The 20,428-nt window shown below is 73.6% G+C and carries 16 protein-coding genes; 7 read left to right on the top strand and 9 right to left on the bottom strand.

What is annotated here, in order from left to right; genetic code table 11:
• The first annotated feature begins 57 nt into the window (after positions 1-57).
• Entirely contained in the window at positions 58-1,158 is a 1,101-nt protein-coding gene (locus tag GVV04_RS26875) for a DegT/DnrJ/EryC1/StrS family aminotransferase (protein ID WP_161691758.1), read from the top strand.
• Complete coding sequence (locus tag GVV04_RS26880) at positions 1,155-2,120, top strand: Gfo/Idh/MocA family protein (RefSeq protein WP_161691760.1); 966 nt, start codon at positions 1,155-1,157, stop codon at positions 2,118-2,120. The genes GVV04_RS26875 and GVV04_RS26880 overlap by 4 nt, the downstream gene beginning before the upstream one ends.
• Positions 2,121-2,198: 78 nt before the next feature.
• Here the strand turns inward: GVV04_RS26880 and GVV04_RS26885 are convergent, their stop codons facing one another.
• Positions 2,199-4,229: a DUF6541 family protein gene (locus tag GVV04_RS26885; protein ID WP_161691762.1), complete on the bottom strand. Its 2,031-nt coding sequence runs from the start codon at positions 4,227-4,229 to the stop codon at positions 2,199-2,201.
• Between the two features lie 515 nt (positions 4,230-4,744).
• Here GVV04_RS26885 and GVV04_RS26890 point away from each other — a divergent pair.
• Positions 4,745-6,502 carry a CDP-glycerol glycerophosphotransferase family protein gene (locus GVV04_RS26890; RefSeq protein ID WP_201754208.1) on the top strand — a complete coding sequence of 586 codons (1,758 nt, stop codon included), beginning with the start codon at positions 4,745-4,747 and terminating at the stop codon, positions 6,500-6,502.
• Positions 6,503-6,562: 60 nt separating this feature from the next.
• Here GVV04_RS26890 and GVV04_RS26895 read toward each other — a convergent pair whose 3' ends face one another.
• Both GVV04_RS26895 and GVV04_RS26900 read right to left on the bottom strand, forming a co-directional pair.
• Positions 6,563-7,102: an acyltransferase gene (locus GVV04_RS26895; protein WP_161691764.1), complete on the bottom strand. Its 540-nt coding sequence runs from the start codon at positions 7,100-7,102 to the stop codon at positions 6,563-6,565.
• Between the two features lie 157 nt (positions 7,103-7,259).
• Positions 7,260-7,598: a DUF952 domain-containing protein gene (locus tag GVV04_RS26900; RefSeq protein ID WP_161691766.1), complete on the bottom strand. Its 339-nt coding sequence runs from the start codon at positions 7,596-7,598 to the stop codon at positions 7,260-7,262.
• Between the two features lie 158 nt (positions 7,599-7,756).
• On the opposite strand from GVV04_RS26900, the gene GVV04_RS26905 reads away from it, so the two are divergent.
• Positions 7,757-8,413: a response regulator transcription factor gene (locus GVV04_RS26905; protein ID WP_161691768.1), complete on the top strand. Its 657-nt coding sequence runs from the start codon at positions 7,757-7,759 to the stop codon at positions 8,411-8,413.
• Between the two features lie 6 nt (positions 8,414-8,419).
• On the top strand, positions 8,420-9,793 hold the full coding sequence (locus GVV04_RS26910; RefSeq protein WP_161691770.1) for a sensor histidine kinase: 1,374 nt from the start codon (positions 8,420-8,422) through the stop codon (positions 9,791-9,793).
• Between the two features lie 4 nt (positions 9,794-9,797).
• Here the strand turns inward: GVV04_RS26910 and GVV04_RS26915 are convergent, their stop codons facing one another.
• The 4 genes from GVV04_RS26915 to GVV04_RS26930 form a co-directional block, all read right to left on the bottom strand.
• On the bottom strand, positions 9,798-10,751 hold the full coding sequence (locus GVV04_RS26915; protein WP_161691772.1) for a TAXI family TRAP transporter solute-binding subunit: 954 nt from the start codon (positions 10,749-10,751) through the stop codon (positions 9,798-9,800).
• Positions 10,752-10,830: 79 nt separating this feature from the next.
• Positions 10,831-11,523, bottom strand: coding sequence for a hypothetical protein (locus tag GVV04_RS26920; protein ID WP_161691774.1), 693 nt, complete (start codon positions 11,521-11,523; stop codon positions 10,831-10,833).
• A 131-nt stretch (positions 11,524-11,654) separates the two neighbouring features.
• Entirely contained in the window at positions 11,655-12,452 is a 798-nt protein-coding gene (gene yaaA, locus GVV04_RS26925; protein WP_161691776.1) for a peroxide stress protein YaaA, read from the bottom strand.
• A 67-nt stretch (positions 12,453-12,519) separates the two neighbouring features.
• A complete protein-coding gene (locus GVV04_RS26930; RefSeq protein ID WP_161691778.1) occupies positions 12,520-14,133 on the bottom strand; it encodes a hypothetical protein in 1,614 nt (537 codons plus the stop codon).
• Between the two features lie 120 nt (positions 14,134-14,253).
• Here GVV04_RS26930 and GVV04_RS26935 point away from each other — a divergent pair, with 120 nt between their 5' ends.
• On the top strand, positions 14,254-15,294 hold the full coding sequence (locus GVV04_RS26935) for an App1 family protein (protein ID WP_328822591.1): 1,041 nt from the start codon (positions 14,254-14,256) through the stop codon (positions 15,292-15,294).
• A gap of 213 nt (positions 15,295-15,507) precedes the next feature.
• Here the strand turns inward: GVV04_RS26935 and GVV04_RS26940 are convergent, their stop codons facing one another.
• Complete coding sequence (locus GVV04_RS26940; RefSeq protein WP_161691781.1) at positions 15,508-16,734, bottom strand: hypothetical protein; 1,227 nt, start codon at positions 16,732-16,734, stop codon at positions 15,508-15,510.
• A 467-nt stretch (positions 16,735-17,201) separates the two neighbouring features.
• Here GVV04_RS26940 and GVV04_RS26945 point away from each other — a divergent pair, with 467 nt between their 5' ends.
• Positions 17,202-19,232: a family 10 glycosylhydrolase gene (locus GVV04_RS26945; RefSeq protein ID WP_328822592.1), complete on the top strand. Its 2,031-nt coding sequence runs from the start codon at positions 17,202-17,204 to the stop codon at positions 19,230-19,232.
• A 111-nt stretch (positions 19,233-19,343) separates the two neighbouring features.
• Here the strand turns inward: GVV04_RS26945 and GVV04_RS26950 are convergent, their stop codons facing one another.
• Entirely contained in the window at positions 19,344-20,249 is a 906-nt protein-coding gene (locus GVV04_RS26950; RefSeq protein ID WP_161691783.1) for a hypothetical protein, read from the bottom strand.
• Between the last annotated feature and the right edge of the window lie 179 nt (positions 20,250-20,428).

The raw sequence follows: 20,428 nt of genomic DNA on the forward strand, positions 1-20,428 counted from the left end.
AGGATCTCCCACGCTGCTACGGTCGGATCGCCATCCCATACCTCAAGGAGAGCTCCTGTGATCCCGATTTCCGTCGTCAAGCTCGACGAGGCGGCCGAACGGCTGGTGGTCGAGGTGATCCGTTCGGGCATCATCGCGCAGGGGCCGATGGTGGCCCGCCTGGAACGCGAGTTCGCCGACCTGGTCGGCGTCGAGCACGCGGTCGCGGTCAACAACGGCACGACCGCCCTGGTCGCCGCGCTCCAGGTGCTCGACCTCGAGCCGGGCGACGAGGTCGTCACCAGTCCGTTCACCTTCGTAGCGACGCTCAACGCGATCCTTGAGGCGGGAGCCACCGCGCGCTTCGCCGACATTCGCGAGGACGATTTCTGCGTGGACCCGGAGGCGCTGGCCGCCGCTGTCGGCCCGCGCACGAAGGTGCTCATGCCGGTGCACCTGTACGGCCAGCCGGCCGACATGGACGCGATCCTCCCGCTCGCCCAGCGGCACGGCCTCGGCCTCGTCGAGGACACCGCGCAGTCGCTGGGCGCCACCGTCGCCGGTCGCGGCGCGGGCAGCTTCGGGCTCGGCACCTTCTCGCTCTACGCCACCAAGAACCTCACCACCGGTGAGGGCGGCATGATCACCACCAACGACGCCAACCTCGCCGACCGGCTGCGGGTGCTGCGCAACCAGGGCATGCGGCAGCGCTACCAGTACGAGGTCGCCGGCCACAACTACCGGCTCACCGACCTCCAGGCGGCGCTGGGCATCCCGCAGCTCGCCGTGTACGGCGACAACGTCAAGCGGCGCAAGGACAACGCGGCCCGGCTCACGGCCGGCCTCGCCGACGTCCCCGGCCTGCGGCTGCCCACCGAGTTGCCCGGCCGGTCGCACGTCTGGCACCAGTACACGGTGCTGGTCACCGACGAGGCCCCGGTGACCCGCGACGAGGTGATCGCCCGGCTGACCGAGCGCGGCATCGGCTGCGGCGTCTACTACCCGAAGACGGTCTACGACTACGACTGCTACCGGGAACATCCCCGGGTGGTCGCCGACCCGGCCCCCGTGACCGACCGGGTGGTCCGGCAGTGCGTCTCCCTCCCGGTGCACCAGCACCTGTCCGACAGCGACCTCGACCAGGTCGTCGAGGGCGTCCGCGCGGCGGTGGGCGCGTGACCGCCCCGCTGCGCCTGGCCCTCGTCGGCACCGGGGTGATGGGCTCGCTGCACGCCCGCGTGATCGCCCAGTCCGAGCGCTGCGAACTCGCCCGGGTGATCGAGCCCCGCCGCTCGGTCGGCCGGCAGGTCGCCGAGCGGTACGGCGCCGACTGGGCCCCGGATGTCGACGACCTCACCGGGATCGACGCGGTCGTCATCGCGGCCCCCACCGAGTTCCACCACGGTCTGGCCGGGCGGGTGCTGGCGGCGGACAAGCCGCTGCTGATCGAGAAGCCGGTCTGCGGCAGCCTCAGCGAGACCGAGGACATCGTCGCCACCTCTGACAAGCGCGGCGTCCCGCTGCTCTGCGGCCTGCTGGAGCGGTTCAACCCGGCCGTGCAGACCGCGCTCGCGCTGGTGGACCGTCCGGTGCACCTGACCGCCACCCGGCACTCCCCGTACGCGCCGCGGATCCGCACCGGGGTGGCGTGGGACCTGCTGATCCACGACGTGGACCTGGCCATCCAGGCGTTCGGCGGCGAGGAGCCGGTGGCCGTGCAGGGCACCTTGGGCCACTTCCACCCGGACTCGCTGGCCGAGGCCGAGGACGTGGCGGAGACGGTGCTCAACTTCGGCAGCGGCGCGCTGGCCAACGTCTCGGCCAGCCGGATCGGCCAGCGCAAGCTCCGCACGCTGGTGATCAGCGAGGTCGACCGGCTGATCGAGGCCGACCTGATCCGCAAGGACGTGACGATCTACCGGCACGTCTCCTCGGACGCGGCGACGCCGGACGGTCGCGGCTACCGGCAGCAGAGCATCATCGAGGTGCCCGAGCTGATCACCAACCGGGAGCCGCTCGCCGCCCAACTCGACCACTTCCTGGACATCCTCGCCGGCACCGCCGACGCCGACGTGGAGCGGCAGCGGATCCTCCCGGCGCACCGGGTGGTCGGCCGGCTCTTCGCCGACAACGGGCGCTGACCAGCGCCACCCGCACGACGAACGGGTGGGGCGAGCCTCGGCTCGCCCCACCCGTTCCGTGTCATCCGGTGCCGGTGGTCAGCTCGCGGTGGGGCAGGCCCGGCCGGCGTCGGTGACCCGGTAGATCCGGATTGCGCCGAACTCCTGAGCCAGGGCCAACTTGCCGCTGGCCGCCATCCGATCGCGATCGTAGTGCCTCGCCCAGGTGCCGGGGACCCGCCGGGAGCCGACGACCACATAGCCGACGTCGAACCGGCGCACCTCGCAGCCGGCCGGGTCGGCTTCCTTGTTGTCCACCAGCCAGTTCCAGGCAGCCCAACGTTGGTCGTAGTTCTCCTTCGGCAGGCCGGGCAGCGGTGGGATGCCGAACAGCAGCGGCACCCCGTAGTCGGCGTACGACCAGCTCATGAACTCGGCGTGCCGGTCGTAGGCGACCGTGGCGCCGGGCGGGGTGTTCTCGGCCAGCCACTCGAACGTCTGTACGTAGGACTCGCCCACCGGGGCCCGACTCTTGAACGCCCCCCGCACCGGATGCCAGCTCGACGGTGCCGCGCCGAGCCCGAGCAGCGCCAGCACCAGCACGGACGCGGCGACGGCCGCCGGCACACCGGACCCGCGCAGCGCGGCGGCCCGGGAGACCAGCCGACTCGCCAGCCACTGCACGGCGAGCCCGATGACCACCGCGCCGGCGACGGCGAGCAGCCCGTAGACCGGGAAGATCATCGAGCGGACCCGCTCGCGGACGCCGTACCAGAGGCTGGACAGGGCCATGGCGCTCCCGGAGTCCGAGGCGGCGGTCCAGATCCCGATCGCGGTGAACACCAGCCCCGCCATCAGCCATGGCCGGGCCCAGCGCAGCGGTCGAATCACCAGGCAGAGCACGGACAGCAGCAGGCAGGGGATGGTGAGCCAGAGCCCGACCTGCATCGTCGGCACGTCGATATGGAGGTCCCGGCCGCCGACGGCGGGATAGCCGAACAGCACGTACCGCTGCGGGTCACTGACCCAGTACTCGAACGAATCGCCCCACCTGCCGAGCAGCGCCGGCCGGTTGGACAGCCGCTCACCGTTGGCGCCGACCAGCACGTTGAGCAGCGGGACCAGCGGTACCAGACCGGCAACCACCATCGCGCCGGCCGCCGCCGCAGCGTGCTTCAGCCGCAGCCGGCCGCGCAGCCACACCAGCATGCCGAGGGCGAGCACCCCGATGAACAGCACGTCGTACGTGTGCGTCATGACGATGCCGGCGCCGGCCAGGCCGGCCAGCAGCCCCAGCCGCACCGGGTGCGCGCCGCGCACCGCGAGGGCGACCAGCAGCGCGATCCCGCCGGCCAGACAGGGGGCGGTCTGCTCGGTGATCCGGCCGGTGATCACCGACATCCACATCGGGCCGAGCACCGCCGGGGCGGCCGCCGCGCAGGCCGCCACCACCGGCCGACCACCGAGCGCCCGAACGGCGGCGTACACGCCGGCGACCAGCGCCAACGGGCCGACCAGGATCGACCAGGCGGTCAGCACGGTGCTCAGCTTCCCGCCGGACAGTTCGGCGGCCTGAGCCCAGGAGACGTTCGCCGCGAGCGGGTAGAACGAGCAGGACAGGTCGACGTCGGTCGCGCCGGTGGTGCAGGCGGAGGAGATCAACACGCTGCCGCTGTCCATGATCCGCCGGGTCAGGAACCCGTGGTTCATCGAGTCCCAGCCGGGCGGCGCGATCAGGCGGCCGAGCAGCAGCCACCCGAACGACGCGCTGATCACCGCCGGCACCCCGACGCCCACCAGGTCGTGCCAGTGCGGCCACACCGGTGAGAGCCGCAGGCGGGCCCGCAGCGGCGGCCGGCGCCCCTCGTCGTCGGCGTCGACCAGGCCGCGGGGGACCAGCCGGGAGACCAGGACGGCCAGGCCGGCGAGGACCACCTCGGCGACCAGCACCGCCAGGGCGCTGTCCGGTAGGCCGAGCTTCGGTAGCCAGGTCATGGCCAGGGTGGTGAGCCCGAGGGTGAGGGCCGGTGCGGTGGCCCACACCGCCCATCGGTATCGGCCCGGTGGCAACGCGAAGCCGAGCAGCGCGCCGGGCACGGCGACGACTGCGAAGGCGATCAGGGTGGTCAAACCGTCGATCCTTTCGAGGAGCCAGGGCTCGCGGCGGTCAACCTGCCGTCGCGGGGGACGTGCGACGAGGCTCCGGCGTGAGCGGCCGGACCAGTATAGGAAGGCAGGGGTGGGACCGTGGCCCGCGCCGCGACCGGCGCGTCGGCGCGTCCGGGCCGGCGACCGTGTCGGTGCGGGAGCAGGGCCCGGACGCGCACGGATACGTCAATCGGATGAGCGCGGACACTCGGGAAGAAACCGTCCCGGGGCGGTGGCACCCGAGCGATACCGGCGCGTTCCCTCGCGTTAAGGTCACACTCAACGCGGGACGGGACGCCACAGGTGGCGCTGGCGTCACCGGTGGGTGGCGTCCGGGCACGGCATGAGGCCGACCGATCCGCCTGCCGCGTCCCCGGCAGGATCAGAGGAGCACCCCGGCGGTCCGCCGCAGTCGGCCGTCCCATCCGGCACGATTGGTGTCCGTGCCGGCAGCCGCCGGTGGAGCCAGTTGTCGATCTTTGTAGGGAGCGTACTCGTTGTTCGGCAAGTTGATGGGACCGGCGGGAACCGCCGCCCGAGGCGCGCTGCTACTCCTGTTCTATCTGGCCATGCTCGGGGCCGCGGTGTTCGGCCAGACAGTGGTGTTCGCGGTTGTGGGCCTCGTCGCGGTGCTCGGCGAGTACGCCGTCGCCCGCTGGGGGACGTCCACCGACATCCTGCTGGAGAAGGTCGGCCTCGGCCTCAGCTACCGGCAGTTGGCCCGGGACCTGTCTGTCGTGCTGCTGGTGGCCGCCACGGTTGACCTCACCGGGGCGCAGCTCACCCTGATCCTGCTGCTCCCGGCGGTGGTCTGGGTGATCTCGGTCTTCGCCGGGGCCCTGAACACGATGATCGACCGGCGCAACCCGATGTCGGCGCTGGTGCGCAACATCGACCTCGGCCCCATGCGTTCGGCCCCGAGCCCGCCGGACTGGGCGGCCGGGGTCGCCGGTGAGCGGCTCGCGGTGGTGAACGTGCTGCTGGTGCCGGCGGCCGTGCTCTCGGCGGCGTGGGGGGACGCCGCACCGATGTTGGCCGGCGGCGCCGCCGCCGTGCTCGTCGCGGCGGTGGCCGGCGGGATCGTCGCACTGACCTGGCTGCGCGGCCGGGGCACCGGCCAGAGCCCGCTGCTGCCCGCCGTGCAGCGGTGGCTGGACACCCACCGTCCGGAGGTGGCCCTCTACTTCGCGGGCCCCGCCAAGGACGTCTACCAGGCCAACATGTGGCTCGCCCCGATCGAGGCCCTCGAGCGGCCGGCGGTGGTGCTGATGCGCAGCCGGGAGGCGTTCGCAGAGCTGGCCGACACCCGGCTGCCGGTGATCTGCGTGCCGGCCGGCGTCGACTTCATGAACCTGGAGCCGACCAGCGTCCGGGCGGTGCTGTACGCGGCCAACGTCGGTGCCAACATCCACATGCTCCGCGACCCGGGCATGAAGCACGTCTTCGTCGGGCACGGCGACAGCGACAAGCAGGCCAGCGTCAACCCGTACAGCAAGGTGTACGACGAGGTGTGGGTGGCCGGCCTCGCCGGGCGGGAGCGGTACGCCCGGGCCGGCGTCGGGGTGCTCGACGCCGACATCGTGGAGGTCGGCCGGCCCCAGCTCGCCGGCGTGCACACCTTCGGCGCGGAGTCGGTCGACCGTCCGTTCACCGTGCTCTACGCCCCGACCTGGGAGGGGTGGCTCGACGACGACCCGTACCACACCTCGCTGGTGCTGATGGGGGAGCGGATCGTCAAGGGGCTGCTGGCGGCCCGGCCGGCGGTGCGGCTGATCTACAAGCCGCACCCGCTGACCGGCACCCGGGCCAAGGAGGCCCGCGCCGTGCACGAGCGGGTGGTGGAGGCGATCCGCGCCGCGGGCGGCGACGTCGACGCGACCTCGCTGGGCGGCACCGCCCACCTCGTGGTCACCGGCCGCACCCCGGCGCTGTTCGACTGCTTCAACCAGACTGACCTGTTGATCAGCGACATCTCCAGCGTCGTATCGGACTTCGTGCAGAGCCAGCGCCCGTACGTGGTGGCGAACCCGAGCGGGCTGCCCGAGGACGAGTTCCGGCGCGACTTCCCCACCTCGCGGGGGGCGTACCTGCTCTCGAAGGACTGCGGCGAGCTGGAGAAGATCGTCGCCCTGACCCGGGACGGCGGCGACCCGATGACCGAGGCCCGCCGCGAGCTGAAGATCTACCTGCTCGGCCCGGACGAGCCGAACTCGATGGAGCGGTTCCGGCAGGAGATCGGCCGGCTCTGCGGCTGACCCGCCCGCGCGGCAGAAAAGGGGGACGGCTTCCGCCGCCCCCCTTTTCCGTGCCGACCGTCAGGCGCGGTGCGGCGGGTTGTCCACGTCGCGGGAGACGACCTCGCCCTTGGCGTCCACCCACCCCTTCGGGCGGGCGGGATTGCCGGCGACCAGCTGGTACGGCGCGACGTCCCGGGTGACCACCGAACCGGCGGCGACCATCGCGTACTCGCCGACCTCGATCCCGCAGACCAGGGTGGCGTTCGCACCGATGGACGCGCCCCGGCGCACGAGCGTCGGGGTGATGGTCCAGTCCGGGTTCTGCGCCCGAGGGCGGAAGTCGTTGGTGAACACGGCGCACGGGCCGACGAAGACCTCGTCCTCGATGGTCACGCCCTGGTAGACCGAGACGTTGTTCTGGATCTTCACGAGGTCGCCGACGGTGACGCCGGCGTCGACGTACACGTTGCGACCGATCACGCAGCCGGCGCCGACCCGGGCGCTCGACCGGATGTGGGCCAGGTGCCAGACCTTGGTGCCGTCGCCCACCTGGGCACCCTCCTCCACGTCGGCGCTCGGGTGGACGAAGACGTCGGGTCGGTCGGTGGTGTCAGTCATCGCTGCTCGCATCGCTCGGGGCGCCGTCGCGCCGGCGGGTGGACGCGTCGGGACGGCGGTGGGTGCCGGCCGCCCGCGCGGATCGGACTGCCGCAGCCCGCCGGCGGGCTGTGGTCACCCCGGCCGGCGCGCGGACTCGGGTGAGCATAGCGATCCCTCAGTCGAGCAGTCGCGCCACCGCGTCGGCGGCCGGGACGTCCGCCGGCAGCGGGTGGGCCGCGGCTACGGCGGCCACCGGCAGCGCCCCGTACAGGTGCGGGAACGGCACCCCGCCCCGGGACGGCTCCCAGCGCAGCGCCGCGCCGAGCGCCGCCGGGTCCACCGCGAGCAGGGTGAGCCCGGTGGCGTCGGCGAAGTGCCGCCGGGCCGTCTCGACGAGCTGGTCGGCGGCGGAGAGGTGGATGAACCCGTCCTGGCGGTCCACCGCCGAGCCGGCGAAGCGCCCGGCGTCCCGGGCGGCGTCCCACTCGGTCGTGGCCAGCAGCTTGTAGATCACCCCGGCAGCCTACGGCGACCGTCGGCCCCGCGGCCCGGGACCCGCCCCGGCGGGGCGTTGGCCGGGGAAGGGTCTGACCGGCCGGCCCTCCCGTCCTGGCGGCGCTTCTGCGACCATTCGACGGTCGAGCAACGGGGAACGAGGAACGGAGGTCCGGGTTGCGCATCCTGCTGGTCGAGGACGACCGACGGGTGGCCGCCGCCCTGTCGTCCGCCCTGACCCGCCGCGGCTACGAGGTGGAGCACGCCGCCACCGTCGCCGCCGCGCTGTCCGCCGCGCCCTGCGACCTCGTGCTGCTCGACCTGACCCTGCCCGACGGCGACGGCACCGACCTGTGTCGGGCGCTGCGCCGGCGCAGCGCCCAGCTCGGCATCATCGCGGTCACCGCCCGTGGCGAGGAACGCGACCGCGTCCTCGGCCTGCGGCTGGGCGCCGACGACTACGTGGTGAAGCCGTTCTCGATGGTCGAGCTCCAGGCCCGGATCGAGGCGGTGCTGCGCCGGGCCGCGCAAGCCGCCCCGGAGCGGGACGTGATCCAGGCCGGCCCGGTCCGCATCGACGTCGCCGGGCGGACGGTCACCGTGGACGGCCGGGAGGCGACCCTCACCCGCAAGGAGTTCGACATCCTGCTCTCGCTGGCCCGGCAGCTCGGGGTGGTGGTGCCCCGGGACCGGATCCTGCTCGACGTGTGGGGCACCACCTGGGCGGACCGGCACACCGTCGAGGTGCACATCGGGTCGCTGCGCGGCAAGCTGGGCGACGCCCGGCTGGTGGAGACGGTCCGCGGGGTCGGCTACCGGCTGCGCGGGGAGTGAGGGCCGGTGCGTCGTCGGCTGGTCATCAGCTACCTGCTGCTGATGGTGCTGGTGCTCATCGCGCTGGAGACGCCGCTCGCCACCACCCTGGCCACCCGGGAGACCGACGAGGTGCGCGCCGACCGGCTGGCCGACGCGACCCGGTTCGCCTCGCTGGCCGGGCCGGCGCTGCGCGGCGGCGTCCCCGGCCCGATCGGGGGCGAGCTGAGCAGCTACGACGAGCTGTACGGCATCGGCGCGGCAGTGGTGGACCGGGACCGCCGAACGGTGGTGGCCTCGCGCGGCTGGCGGGTCGGGCCGGGCACCGAGGCGGCGCTGAACAATGCGCTGTCCGGGCAGCAGTTCAGCGACCCGGAGTCGGTGTGGCCGTGGACCGCCGGGCCGATCGTGGTGGCGGTGCCGATCAACGACGGCGGTGAGGTGCTCGGGGCGGTGGTGATCGCCACCTCGGCGGACGGCGTCCGGCGCACCGTCACCGCGTGGTGGCTGCTGCTCGCCGCGATCGGCATCTTCGCCGTGCTGGCCTGCGTGCTGACCGCGTTCGGGCTGGCCGGCTGGGTGCTGCGCCCGGTGACCGAGCTGGACGCGGTCACCCACGAGATCGCGGAGGGGGACCGGGGGGCCCGGGTGCAGCACCGGCTGGGCCCGCCGGAGCTGCGCCGGCTGGCGGCGAGCTTCAACAACATGGCCGACGCGGTGTCGGACGTGATGGACCGGCAACGGGCCTTCGTCGCGCACGCGAGCCACCAGCTGCGCAACCCGCTGACCGCGCTGCGGCTGCGGGTGGAGGAGCTGGGGCCGAGCCTGACCGACGAGCCGGGGCGGGTCGAGCACCGGCTGGCGCTGGAGGAGACCGACCGGCTGGCCCTGCTGCTGGACGCCCTGCTCACCCTGGCCCGCGCCGAGCGCGAGGAGAACGAACGGGTCACTGTGGACGCTGCGGCGGTCGCGGCGTCCCGGGTGGCCGCCTGGCAGCCGCTGGCCCGGCACCGGTCGGTCGCCCTGCGACTGGCCCCGGTCGCCGATCCGGTGTACGCCCGGACCGTGCCGACCGCCGTGGACCAGGCGCTCGACGCGCTGATCGACAACGCGGTCAAGTTCAGCGGCGCGGGTGGGGAGGTGACCGTGGACGTCCGGCCGGCCGACGACGGGGTCACGCTGGAGGTCCGCGACACCGGCCCCGGCATGACCCTCGATCAGCTCGACCAGGCCACCGAGCGGTTCTGGCGGGCCCCCGAGGTGCAGAACGTCGACGGCGCCGGGCTCGGGCTGACCATCGTCGCGGTCCTGGTCGACGCCTCGGACGGCCGGCTCACCATGCGCCTGGCGCAGCCCTGCGGCCTGGTGGCCGGCCTCTGGTTCCCGGCCCCGGCCGGCTGACGGGTCAGGGCTTGTTCGACCGGTACCAGTCGGCGGCGCCGGGATGCAGCGGCAGCGGGGCGGTGGCGATGGCCGAGCGGGGGCTCATCCGGCCCGCCGCGGGGTGCGCCGCGGCCAGCTCGGCCCGGCGTTCCATCAGCAGCCGGGTCACCTCCCGGACCAGCGGGTCCGGCAGGTCGGCCCGGACGACCAGGTAGTTCGGGTTCGCCACGGTGGTCACCGGCTCGACCCCGTACACCGAGCGGGGAATGTCCCGGGACACGTAGACCTCCCGGTAGCTGCGCCGCAGGGGCTCCGTCCAGTCGCCCAGGTCGACGATCCGGGTGGCGCCGTCGGCGGTCAGCTCCTCGACGCCGCGCACCGGGAGCCCACCGGAGAAGAAGAAGGCGTCGATCTGCCCGGCGCGCAGCGCGGCGGCCGAGGCGTCCAGCCCCAGCCGCTCCCGGCGGACCGCGGCACCGCCCAGCTGGGCGACCTCCAACAGCCGGGTGGCGGTCACCTCGGTGCCGGAGCCGGGCGCCCCCACGGAGACCCGCCGGCCACGCAGGTCGGCCACCGAGTGGACCGAGCCGTCGGCCCGGGTGACCAGGTGCAGCAGGTCGTCGTAGACCCGGGCCACGGCCAGCACGCTCGGGCGGCCCTCCCGGCCGGTGGGGAGCACGTCGGCCTGGGTGAAGCCCAGCTCGGCGTCCCCCGCGCCGAGCAGCCGCATGTTCTCCGCCGACGCGGCGGTGACCACCACGCTGGCCTGCACCCCGGGCAGCTCCCGGTTCAGGACGGCGGCCAGCGACTGGCCGAACGCGTGGTAGACGGCGGTGGGGCTGCCGGTGGCGATCCGGAGCTGGATCGGCTCGCTCGGCGAGTCCCGGCAGCCGGCGAGCCCGGGCGCAGCCACCAGCACCAGCAGCAGCACGGCCACGCCGGCGGCGCGCGGTGGCACAGACCAGCTACGGCTCACCGGTGCACTCTGCGCGTGCGACGCTCCCGGCGCAAGCCCGTCGGCCGGCCGCGCTCAGCTCTCGCCGGCCGGTGAGAGCTCAGGCGACCGCGGCCACCCCCGGCCCGGTCGCCGGGTCCAGGATCACGCTGTGCAGGATGCGGTCCCGGTCCGAGCCGTCGGCCACGCTCACCACGTAGCAGCCCGCGCCGGGCCGCAGCAGCGCCGGCACCTCCAGCAGGGCGGCGCCCCGGACCAGCACGGCGGCCAGCTCCCGGTCGGTCAGCCGGATCCCGAGGATGTGCCGCCGGACGTGCCGGCCGCCCGCCAGCAGCGCCGCCCGCCAGGCCGCGGCGGCCAGCCGGGGACGCCACACCCGGCGGGCCGTGGACGCGCCCGGGACGGGCCCACCGAGCAGCTCCCGGCGGCCCTGCCGCCAGCCGATCTCCACCAGAGTCGCGTACGTCGCCCGGTGCTCGCGGGGCACCTGGAGCCGGTGCAGCTCGAAGCGGCGGCGCAGGCCGCCGGTGGTCACCTCGTGCCCGACGGGGATCTCCAGCCGGGCGAGGAGCTGGCGCATCCGGTGCGCCGCGTCCTCCCGGTTGAACTCGGCGGCCGGGCCGATGTGGGCGGGGGCCGGGGGCCGGCGACCCGCCCCGGCCTGGGCGGCCGGCGGGGAGGCGCAGCGCAGCAGGCAGGCGACCTCGAACGCGTCGGCGAGGGTCAGCCAGTCCAGCGGGGGTGGGGTCGAGGGAAGATGAGGCCGGTCGAGCAGCGTGGGTTCGGGGGCCACCACAGTCTCCTTGTCGGCGTCAGGTTCCCCTTACCGTGGACTCCCGCGCCGCCCGGTGGTAGCCGTGGCCGCGAGCCTTGAGGAAATCTTGCGACAGTCGCCGTCGGTGACGCCCGCCCGTGCGCGACCCGTCACAACTGGGTCACCACGACATCCACCGCCCGGGGCCGTCCGGCGGTCACCGGCTGTTCCAGGACGGTGTACTTCAGGTCCCGCAGCGCGGTCACCAGCTCGCCGGCGCGGCGCGGGCGGGCACCCTCGGTGAGCAGGTCGCGCACCAGCCGCCCCTTGGTCGCCTTGTTGAAGTGGCTGACCACCGACCGGACCGGCCCGTCGGGGGTGTTCCGCTCGTGCAGCACCCGCACCGTCACCGTCCGCCCGGCCAGCTCGCCGCTCGGCGTCCAGGTCGTCGCGTACGCGCCCGAGCGCAGGTCCAGCACCGCGCCGCCGCCGGCCGCCGCCGTCATCGCCGGGGCCAGCTCCCGCCGCCAGTACGCCGACAGCGCCCCCACCCCGGGCAGTCGCGCCCCGATCGGGCAGCGGTACGGCGGGATGCGGTCGGTGAGCCGCACCGCCCCCCACAGTCCGGAGCTGACCAGCACCGACCGGCGGGCCGCCCGCTGCGCCGCAGGGGGCAGCGTCGCCAGGTCGAGGGCCTCGTAGAGCACGCCGGTGTAGATCCGGCCCGCCGGGGCGGTGGCCGCCCGCTCCAGCCGGGCGTTGCGGCGCAGCTCGCCGGCCAGCCCCGGGGTCAGCCCCAGCGCGTCCAGGGCCGCCGCCTCGTCCGGCCCGGCGCAGAGGCCGACCAGTGCCGCGAGCACCTCCGCGCGGGCCGGGGCCAGCTCGGGCAGGGACAGCCGGGCCGGGTCCAGCCGCCGGCCCGTGCCGGCGTCGGCCTTCCCCTCCGAGGGCGGCAGCAGGATGAGCATCTCGGTCGACTCCTCGGTGCGGCGGCACGCCGGCGCGTGCCGGTCCGGCCAGCGTACGGCCCGCCGGTCAGCGCCACGGTCGCACGGCCGTCTCCGGGTGGTACACGCGATAGCCGCCGGCCTCGGCGAGCAGGGCGGAGTCGGCTCCCGCCCCGAGCAGCTCCCGCAGCCGCCGGTCGGCGGGGCCGCCGGAGGCCAGCACGTACCCGGGGCGGTCGGCCCGCCCCACCTGCTGCCAGTACGGCCAGTACCGGTTCTGCCCAGGGGACAGGTCCCTGTCGAGCACCCCGCAGACCACCGCCTCGGCGGTGTTGAAGACCAGCCGGTTACAGGTCCAGTACTCGGCGTACACCGTGCGTAGCCCGGCCCGGCGGACCGTGTCGGCCATCTCCCGCGCCCCCCGCTCCTCCGTCCGCAGCCCGTCGGCGCCGGCCACGAACAGGCCGGTTGCGACCAGCGCGGTGGCGGTCAGCCCGGCCAGCGCGGCGGTGGCGGACGCGCCGGCCAGCCGCCCGACGGCCCCCGTCGTGCCCCGCCAGACGCCCACCGCCGCCAACCACAGCGGCCACAGCGCCACCGGCAGCGAGAGCTGGAGCACCGACAGGTAGCGGGCGTTGCCCAGCGGATCGGTGGCGGCCAGCGGGCTGCGGACGTACGCCACCAGGGTGAGGCCGGCGCCCGCGACCAGGGCGAGCTGCGTGGCCGGCCCGACCCGGTCGGCGGCCGGCCGGCCGGCGGCCCGCCGGTACGCGACCAGCGCGAGGACCGCGGCGCTCGCCAGCAGCACCGGGTAGAGCAGGCCGAACCACTGCTGCCAGCGGGCGCAGCCGTCGACCGGGCACAGGCCGGTGGACAGCGGCACCCCCTCCAGCAGCCCGCCGCGCAGCCGGTCGGCCAGCGGCGGTGCCGGTCCGGCGGAGGTGCTGATCCGGCGCAGCACCGACAGCGAGTCCTGCCCGGGCGGTGCGCGCAGGTTGTCGACGATCAGCGGCGCCGCCCCGACGACGAACCCGGCCACCAGCAGCGCCCCCGCCCAGCCCGCCAGCTCCCGGCGGAGCACCCAGGCCAGCAGCAGGCCGGCCACCGCCAGGTACGGCACGATCAGCCAGTCCGACCAGACGGCCACCCCGGCGAGCAGGCCGGCAGCCCCGGCCGCCAGCCGCCGGGCCCCGATCCGCCGGTCGGCCAGCCCCAGCGCGATCAGCAGCATCAGCGCCACGGCCGGTTTCACCTCGGGCCGGCCGCCCACCACGGTCAACTGGTCCCGCACCACCCGCTCGGGGCCGAGCGCGAGCAGCCCCACCACCAGCACGGCGCACCACGGCGAGCAGATCCGGCGGGTCAGCCGGTACATCAGCCACGCGAAGATCGCCCAGAGCGCCAGCATCGGCAGCCGCAGCACCGGCCAGCTCGGCCCGGCGACGGCGACCAGCGGCGCCGCCAGGTACGCCTCCAGCGTGCCCATGTAACGCTGCCCGTACAGGAAGATCGGGTGCTCCCGGCCGGCGGCGACGTGCAGGGCGGTCAGGCCGAAGGTCGCCTCGTCGCTGTTCGAGCCGGGCAGGGTGAGTAGCGTCAGCGCCAGCCGGTAGCCGAACCCGGCCAGCCCGAGCAGCAGCGCCACCAGCGCCGGCCGGTCGGTCGGGCGCCACCGCCCGGGGTGCTGCACACGTGTCGACACGACCAACGCCTCCGTCGCCGTCCCGACCGGAGTCTGTCACGCACCCGGCCCGGACCGGGGCCGATCGGGGGAGAACCGCCTCGCGTGGCCGTCTTCGTCGGCGTGTGGCAGGGTTGCAGCGTGCCACCCACACCCGCGGGCGAACTTGCCATTCCGAACCTGCACCGGGCCGCGCGGATCGAGGACGCCGTGCACAACCTGGTGGAACGCCGGCTGCGGCGCACCGGGTGGCAGACCAACATCATCGCGTACGCCGGGTACGGCGCCCCGGGCTGGGCGCGGGTGCTGTGCCGGGTGCTGCTCGGTCGCCCCGACAACCGGTCCGGGCAGCGGCTGGACAAGGTGCGCGGCTGGCGCAGCTTCGCCACCCTGCCCGCGAAGCACGTGACGGTCACCATCGAGGCCGGCGGGGTGAAGCACGAGGCGAAGGCCGACCGAAGCGGCTTCGTCGACACCGTGGTCGAGGCCCACCTGACGCCCGGCTGGTCGTCGGTGCGGCTGAGCGTCGCCGACGCCGAGCCGGTGGAGGCGCTGATCCGCGTCCTGGACCCGAACGTCCGCTTCGGCATCCTGTCCGACATCGACGACACGGTCATGGTGACGACGCTGCCCCGGCCGCTGCTCGCCGCGTGGAACACCTTCGTGCTCGACGAGCACGCCCGTACCGCGGTGCCCGGCATGGCGGTGCTCTACGAGCGGCTGGTCACCGCCCACCCGGGGGCCCCGGTGTTCTACCTGTCCACCGGCGCGTGGAACGTCGCGCCGACCCTGACCCGGTTCCTGTCCCGGCACCTCTACCCGGCGGGGCCGCTGCTGCTCACCGACTGGGGGCCGACGGCCGACCGGTGGTTCCGCAGTGGCCGGGAGCACAAGCGGGCCACCCTGGCCCGGCTGTCCCGCGAGTTCCCCGACGTGCGCTGGCTGCTGATCGGCGACGACGGCCAGCACGACCCGGAGATCTACCGGGAGTTCGCCGCCGGCCACCCGGACAACGTGGCCGGGGTGGCGATCCGCCGCCTCTCGCCCACCCAGTCGGTGCTGGCCGGCAGCCTGCCCACCCCGTCCGGCAGCTCGTCGTCCGGGCCGGTGGGGCAGAAGTGGCTCTCCGCCCCGGACGGCGCGGGGCTGTGGAAGCTGCTGCGCAAGGCCGACCTGGTCTAACCCCCCACCCCACCCCCACCCCCCACACAGTGTTGATCAAGGGGAAAACGTCAATTTTGATCTTCAGGGAGACGCAAACCTCTTGATCGACAGTGGGCCTGACCCGGGCGGCGGTGGACGTGCCGCCGGTGAGCCGGTCGACTCCGCAAGCGTGCCGCGTGCCGGCGCTGTCGGTTGTTGGCGACAGCGCCGGCATGCGGCGTCCTGGGGCTGTCAGACGCCGTTGGTGGTCAGGGTCCGGGCCGGGTCGGCGGTGAGGGTGCCGCTGCCCGGGGTGCCGGCGGTGAGGTTGGTGACCCGCCAGAGGACGGTGCTGCCACCGGCGCCGACGGTCCACAGGTCGGGCGTGCCGTTGTTGTCGGCGTCGGCGGCGCGCAGGGTGAGGTTCGCGCCGGTGTTCCAGGACGTGGACAGCGCGTAGGGGGTGTAGCTGAGCGCGCCGGTGTCGGGGTCGACCGTGAGGTTGGTCCACAGGTGCAGGGCGCCGGTGGTGCGGTTCCACAGGAACATGGCGGTTCCGCCGGTGAGCTGGGCGGTGGCGATGGTCCAGTTGTTCCAGTCTGTGCCGCCGGTGGGGGTGGCGGCGGTGGTGTGAAAGACGTCGATGTAGCCACCGGGCATGCCGAGGTTGGGGTAGTAGGTCAGGTGGTAGCCGGTGGTGGCGTTGCCGCTGGTGCCGATCAGATCGGGGTACGGGGCGTCGATGCGGCGGGTGTCGCCGGCGTTGGCGAGCTGGAGTGGTTGGTTGCCGTCGGGGTCGAGGAACTGCTGGGGGTAGATGTTGAACTGGTTGCCGCTGAGGTGGCTCTGAAGAACTGAGCCGTCGCCGTTGGCGCCCAGAATGCTGGCGCCGCCCGGGTTGTTGCCGGTGGGGTAGTAGACGAGGACGTCCTGGACACCGTTGCCGGTGAATCGGCCGGTGACGACCTGGGCCCCGTCGAAGTCGGCAGAGGTGTTGTTCCCGTTGCCCATGACACCGATGTCGGTCGCGGGAAGGGAGGAGCCGGCGGTGTTGCCGGCGGCGAGCCAGAGCCCGGAGGGCAGGCCGTGCGCCGCGCCCACGGTGAGCAGGTCGGCGGTGCCGTCGCCGGTCATGTCACCGTCGACGGCGGGGGCGGCGGGGTTCGAGTTGAACGTGACGTTGGTGGACTCGCCGAAGCTTCCGCCGGCGACACCGGTCACGGTCAGAGTGTTGGTGAACCGGGTGGGCGCGATCACGATGGTGGCGTTGCCCTGGCTGTCCGCCGCCACGTTGGCCGGCGGGCCGGCATTGAGCTGGTAGACGTACTGGGCCGGGGTGTCACCGGTGGCGCCCTTGGCGACGGTGAAGGTCGCCGGCACGTGCACGGTCGTGGTCAGGTTCCCCGGGTGGGAGACGATGGGTGCCCCGGGCGGGGTGGAGTCGAGGTTGACGGCGAGGGCCGAGGGCGTCGCCGCCATTGCCGACCTGGCGGGAAGTGACGTGGCCCCGCCGGCCGCGACGAGGCCGATGCCGATGACGGCCGCGATGACCCTGATCCTGGACGTTCTCCCCCGAGGGATGCTTGCGGGCACGAAGGTTCCTCCCCATGTGTGCGCCGAGTGACGCGTTGACCTCGTTCAGTGGCCGCTCCAGTGAACCACTCCGGGGGTGTCCGGATGCGTCCTCGGCGACGAGCGTTGTCCTTTTGGGACTGTCTGGGGTGGTTGGATCTGTGTGACATTCGTCTATCCCTGTCGATTCCTGAGCTGTGACCGCAGGGACGTCCAGCACGGCGAGCCGCTTCCGCGCCTGTCGCCGGAGACGGCGCACCCTGGGTCGCTGCGGTCCGGGCAGGGTGGTGCGGCAGGGTGCCGGAGTGACCCCGGTCAGTGAAAGTCGTGAAGGATACTTGCGCGACAGCCCGGCAACATCGAACATTCTTTTCGTGCGTAGAGACTATGGTCGATTCCTTTCCGGCGCGGCGCTGACGGTGGCGCTGGCGCTCGGCGTGGCCGCCCCCACGGGTGCCACCGCCTCCCCACCCAGCACGCCCGAGGCCGCGCCGATCGCCGCCCAGGCGGCGGCGGCCTGCGTGACCGATCCGGCCACCCCGAAACGGCAGTTCCGGGGCATGTGGATCGCCAGCGTTGCCAACATCGACTGGCCCAGCCGCACCGGGCTGACCCCCGCCGCCCAGCAGGCCGAGTACCGGGGCTGGCTCGACCTGGCCCAGCAGCGGCGGATGAACGCCGTCGTCGTGCAGATCCGGCCCACCGCCGACGCCTTCTGGCCGTCGACCTACGAGCCCTGGTCGCACTGGCTCACCGGCACCCAGGGCGGCAACCCCGGCTACGACCCGCTGGCCTTCATGGTGGCCGAGGCGCACGCCCGCAACCTGGAGTTCCACGCCTGGTTCAACCCGTACCGGGTCGCCAACCACACCGACCTCACCAGGCTGGTGGCGAGCCACCCGGCCCGCAAGAACCCGGGCTGGGCCGTCGCCTACAACGGTCAGCTCTACTACAACCCCGGCATCCCCGCCGTCCGCGCCTTCGTGCAGGACGCCATGATGGACGCCGTCCGCCGCTACGACCTCGACGCGGTGCACTGGGACGACTACTTCTACCCGTACCCGGGCAGTGGGGGTGGCTTCCCCGACCAGGCGACCTTTGCCCAGTACGGGGCCGGCTTCAGCAACATCGCCGACTGGCGGCGCAACAACGTCAACCTGCTGGTCCAGGAGATGCACAACCGGATCCAGGCGATCAAGCCGTGGGTGAAGCTCGGGGTGAGCCCGTTCGGCATCTGGCGCAACGCCGGCACGGACCCGCTCGGCTCGCGCACCACCGGCCTCCAGTCGTACGACGCGATCTACGCCGACACCCGCCGCTGGGTGAAGCAGGGCTGGATCGACTACATCTCCCCGCAGATCTACTGGCACATCGGCCACCCCTCGGCCGACTACGCGGAGCTGGTCCGCTGGTGGTCGGAGACCGTGACCGGCACCAACGTGCAGCTGCTCGTCGGGCAGGCCACCTACCGCGCCGGCGCATCCGGGCAGGACGCGGCCTGGCAGGACCCGGCCGAGCTGACCGACCACCTCACGCTCAACCGCGCCTATCCCCGGGTCACCGGCGACATCCACTTCAGCGCCAAGGACGTCCGCGCCGACCGGATCGGCGCCGTCTCCCGGGTGGCGGCCGACCACTACCGCCGGCCGGCGCTGGCACCCGCCGGGGTCGGCGGCACCGCGCCCGCCGCGCCGAGCCTCACCTCGGCGGTACGCGGCACCGGCGGCGTGACGTTGAACTGGCAGCGCGGCGCCACCGGCAGCACCGCCGAGTACGCGGTGTACCGGCTGCCCGGTGACGGCGCGGTCGACCCCTGCGACCTGGCCGACGCCCGTAACCTGATCGGCACGGTCCGCGCCTCGGGCAGCACCGGCACGTTCACCGACGCCACCGCCGCGCCCGGCTCGACGTACCGCTACCTGGTGACCGGCCTGGACCGGCTGCACCACGAGAGCCCGGCCAGCAACGCGCGGGTGGTCACCGGCACCGGCGGCACGTTCAGCGTGATCGTGGACAACGCCACCGCCGACGGCTTCACCGCCGCCGCCACCTGGGGCACGTCGGCGTACCTCGCCACCCGGTACGGCGCCGACTACCGGTTCGCCGAGCCGCAGGCGGTCAGCGACCCGGCCTGGTTCACCGCGACGCTGCCCGCCGCCGGCTCGTACCGGGTCGAGGTCTGGTACCCGTCCAACTCCGGCTACAACAGCGCCGCGCCACACCTGGTGGCGACGGCGAACGGGACCGTGACGACCAAGGTCGACCAGCGCACCGGCGGCGGACAGTGGCAGGTGCTCGGCACCTACGACTTCGCCGCCGGCACGCGCCAGGTCGTCGGGGTCAGCCGCTGGACCAGCACGACGGGGTACGTCGTCGCCGACGCCGTACGGATCACCCGCCTCTGAGCCGCCCCCCGGTGGGGGTGACTTCCCGGACGGTCGATGTCGTACCCGCGTCGGCGGTCCGGGTGGCCGCAGGTGCCCTTCTGGGTGCCTGCGGCCACCGGCGGCGCAGTCTCAGGGTTTCCCCGACCGGACCACCGCATGGTCGTACGCGTCGACGAATTCGCGGGTCGCGGCCGTCGACCGTTGCGGCTGCCCCAGGCTCGACCGGACCTGCGCGAGGTGACGGCTCACCCGCCCGGAGTTCACCTGGCCGACGGCGGGCAGCACGCTCAAGCCGATGCGCGCCGCCTCGTTCACGTCGCCCTGCCTGTATGTCGCCTCCGCGAGCCGGACCGTGTAGTAGAGCTGGTTACGGCGGTGCGAGTGGGAGAGATCTGTCGTCATCGCACGGAACGACTGGGCTGCGCGTGCAGAATCGCCCAGGACGAGGTGGGATGTCCCTTGGACGCCGATCATCTCGCGGTCGGTCACGAAGCCGAGGAGTGGCAGATCGTCCTGATGGGTGCCGCGCTCGAACTCGCGACGCGCCTTCGTCATCTCCCGGGTGAACCCGCTGGTATCGGCAAGGACCGAGTAGGCGCGGGCTCGCCGCAGATGCAGGAGCGTGGTCAGCCGGGGCGTGGCCCAGCCGGAGGAGACCCGCAGGGCTGCTTCGGCGCATTGCAGCGACTCTCGCGGCCGGTCGTCCCGAAGCAGTCGGGCAAGGCCGTCCAATGCGCTCACCTCGCTCCGCGGGTCGTCGGCGATGCGGGCCCGGCTGATCGCCTCGTTGAGGTACGGCCTCGACTCCGACCGCCGCTCGGCGTCGATCGTGAGCCAGGCGGTCTCGATGGCGAGGTCCGCCAGGGCGGTTTGCAGGGCGTCGCCGACTTCTCGGCTGTAGGTGGCGTTGGTGGCCCAGGACGACAGGTGGGCGTGGACTCGGATGGCGATGTCGCAGAGCTGGTCGGCTCCGACGGCGGCGTCGGCGCGGCGGAACTCGTCGACGAGGGAGGTGGCGAATCGCACCTGCTCCATGCCGATGATTCTGGGTGCGTCGGTGGGTGTGGCGAGCAGGTCGAGGGAGCCGGGTCACGTCCGCGCTGGTGGTGTAGGAGACGGCCATCGCGGGATCCGGTTTGATGCTATGCGGCGATCGGGGCCGGGGCGGTGTGCTCGACGTCGTGTTGGTCTGGTTCGACGATGACGAGGCGGGC

Source organism: Micromonospora rubida (assembly GCF_009908295.1).
GTDB lineage: Bacteria > Actinomycetota > Actinomycetes > Mycobacteriales > Micromonosporaceae > Micromonospora > Micromonospora rubida.

Excerpts from the sequence above, each read along its gene's own strand:
- GVV04_RS26895 (WP_161691764.1), bottom strand. The coding sequence starts at position 7,102 with ATGACTGACACCACCGACCGACCCGACGTCTTCGTCCACCCGAGCGCC.
- yaaA (WP_161691776.1), bottom strand. The coding sequence starts at position 12,452 with ATGCTCATCCTGCTGCCGCCCTCGGAGGGGAAGGCCGACGCCGGCACG.
- GVV04_RS26940 (WP_161691781.1), bottom strand. The coding sequence starts at position 16,734 with ATGGCGGCGACGCCCTCGGCCCTCGCCGTCAACCTCGACTCCACCCCG.
- GVV04_RS26950 (WP_161691783.1), bottom strand. The coding sequence starts at position 20,249 with ATGGAGCAGGTGCGATTCGCCACCTCCCTCGTCGACGAGTTCCGCCGC.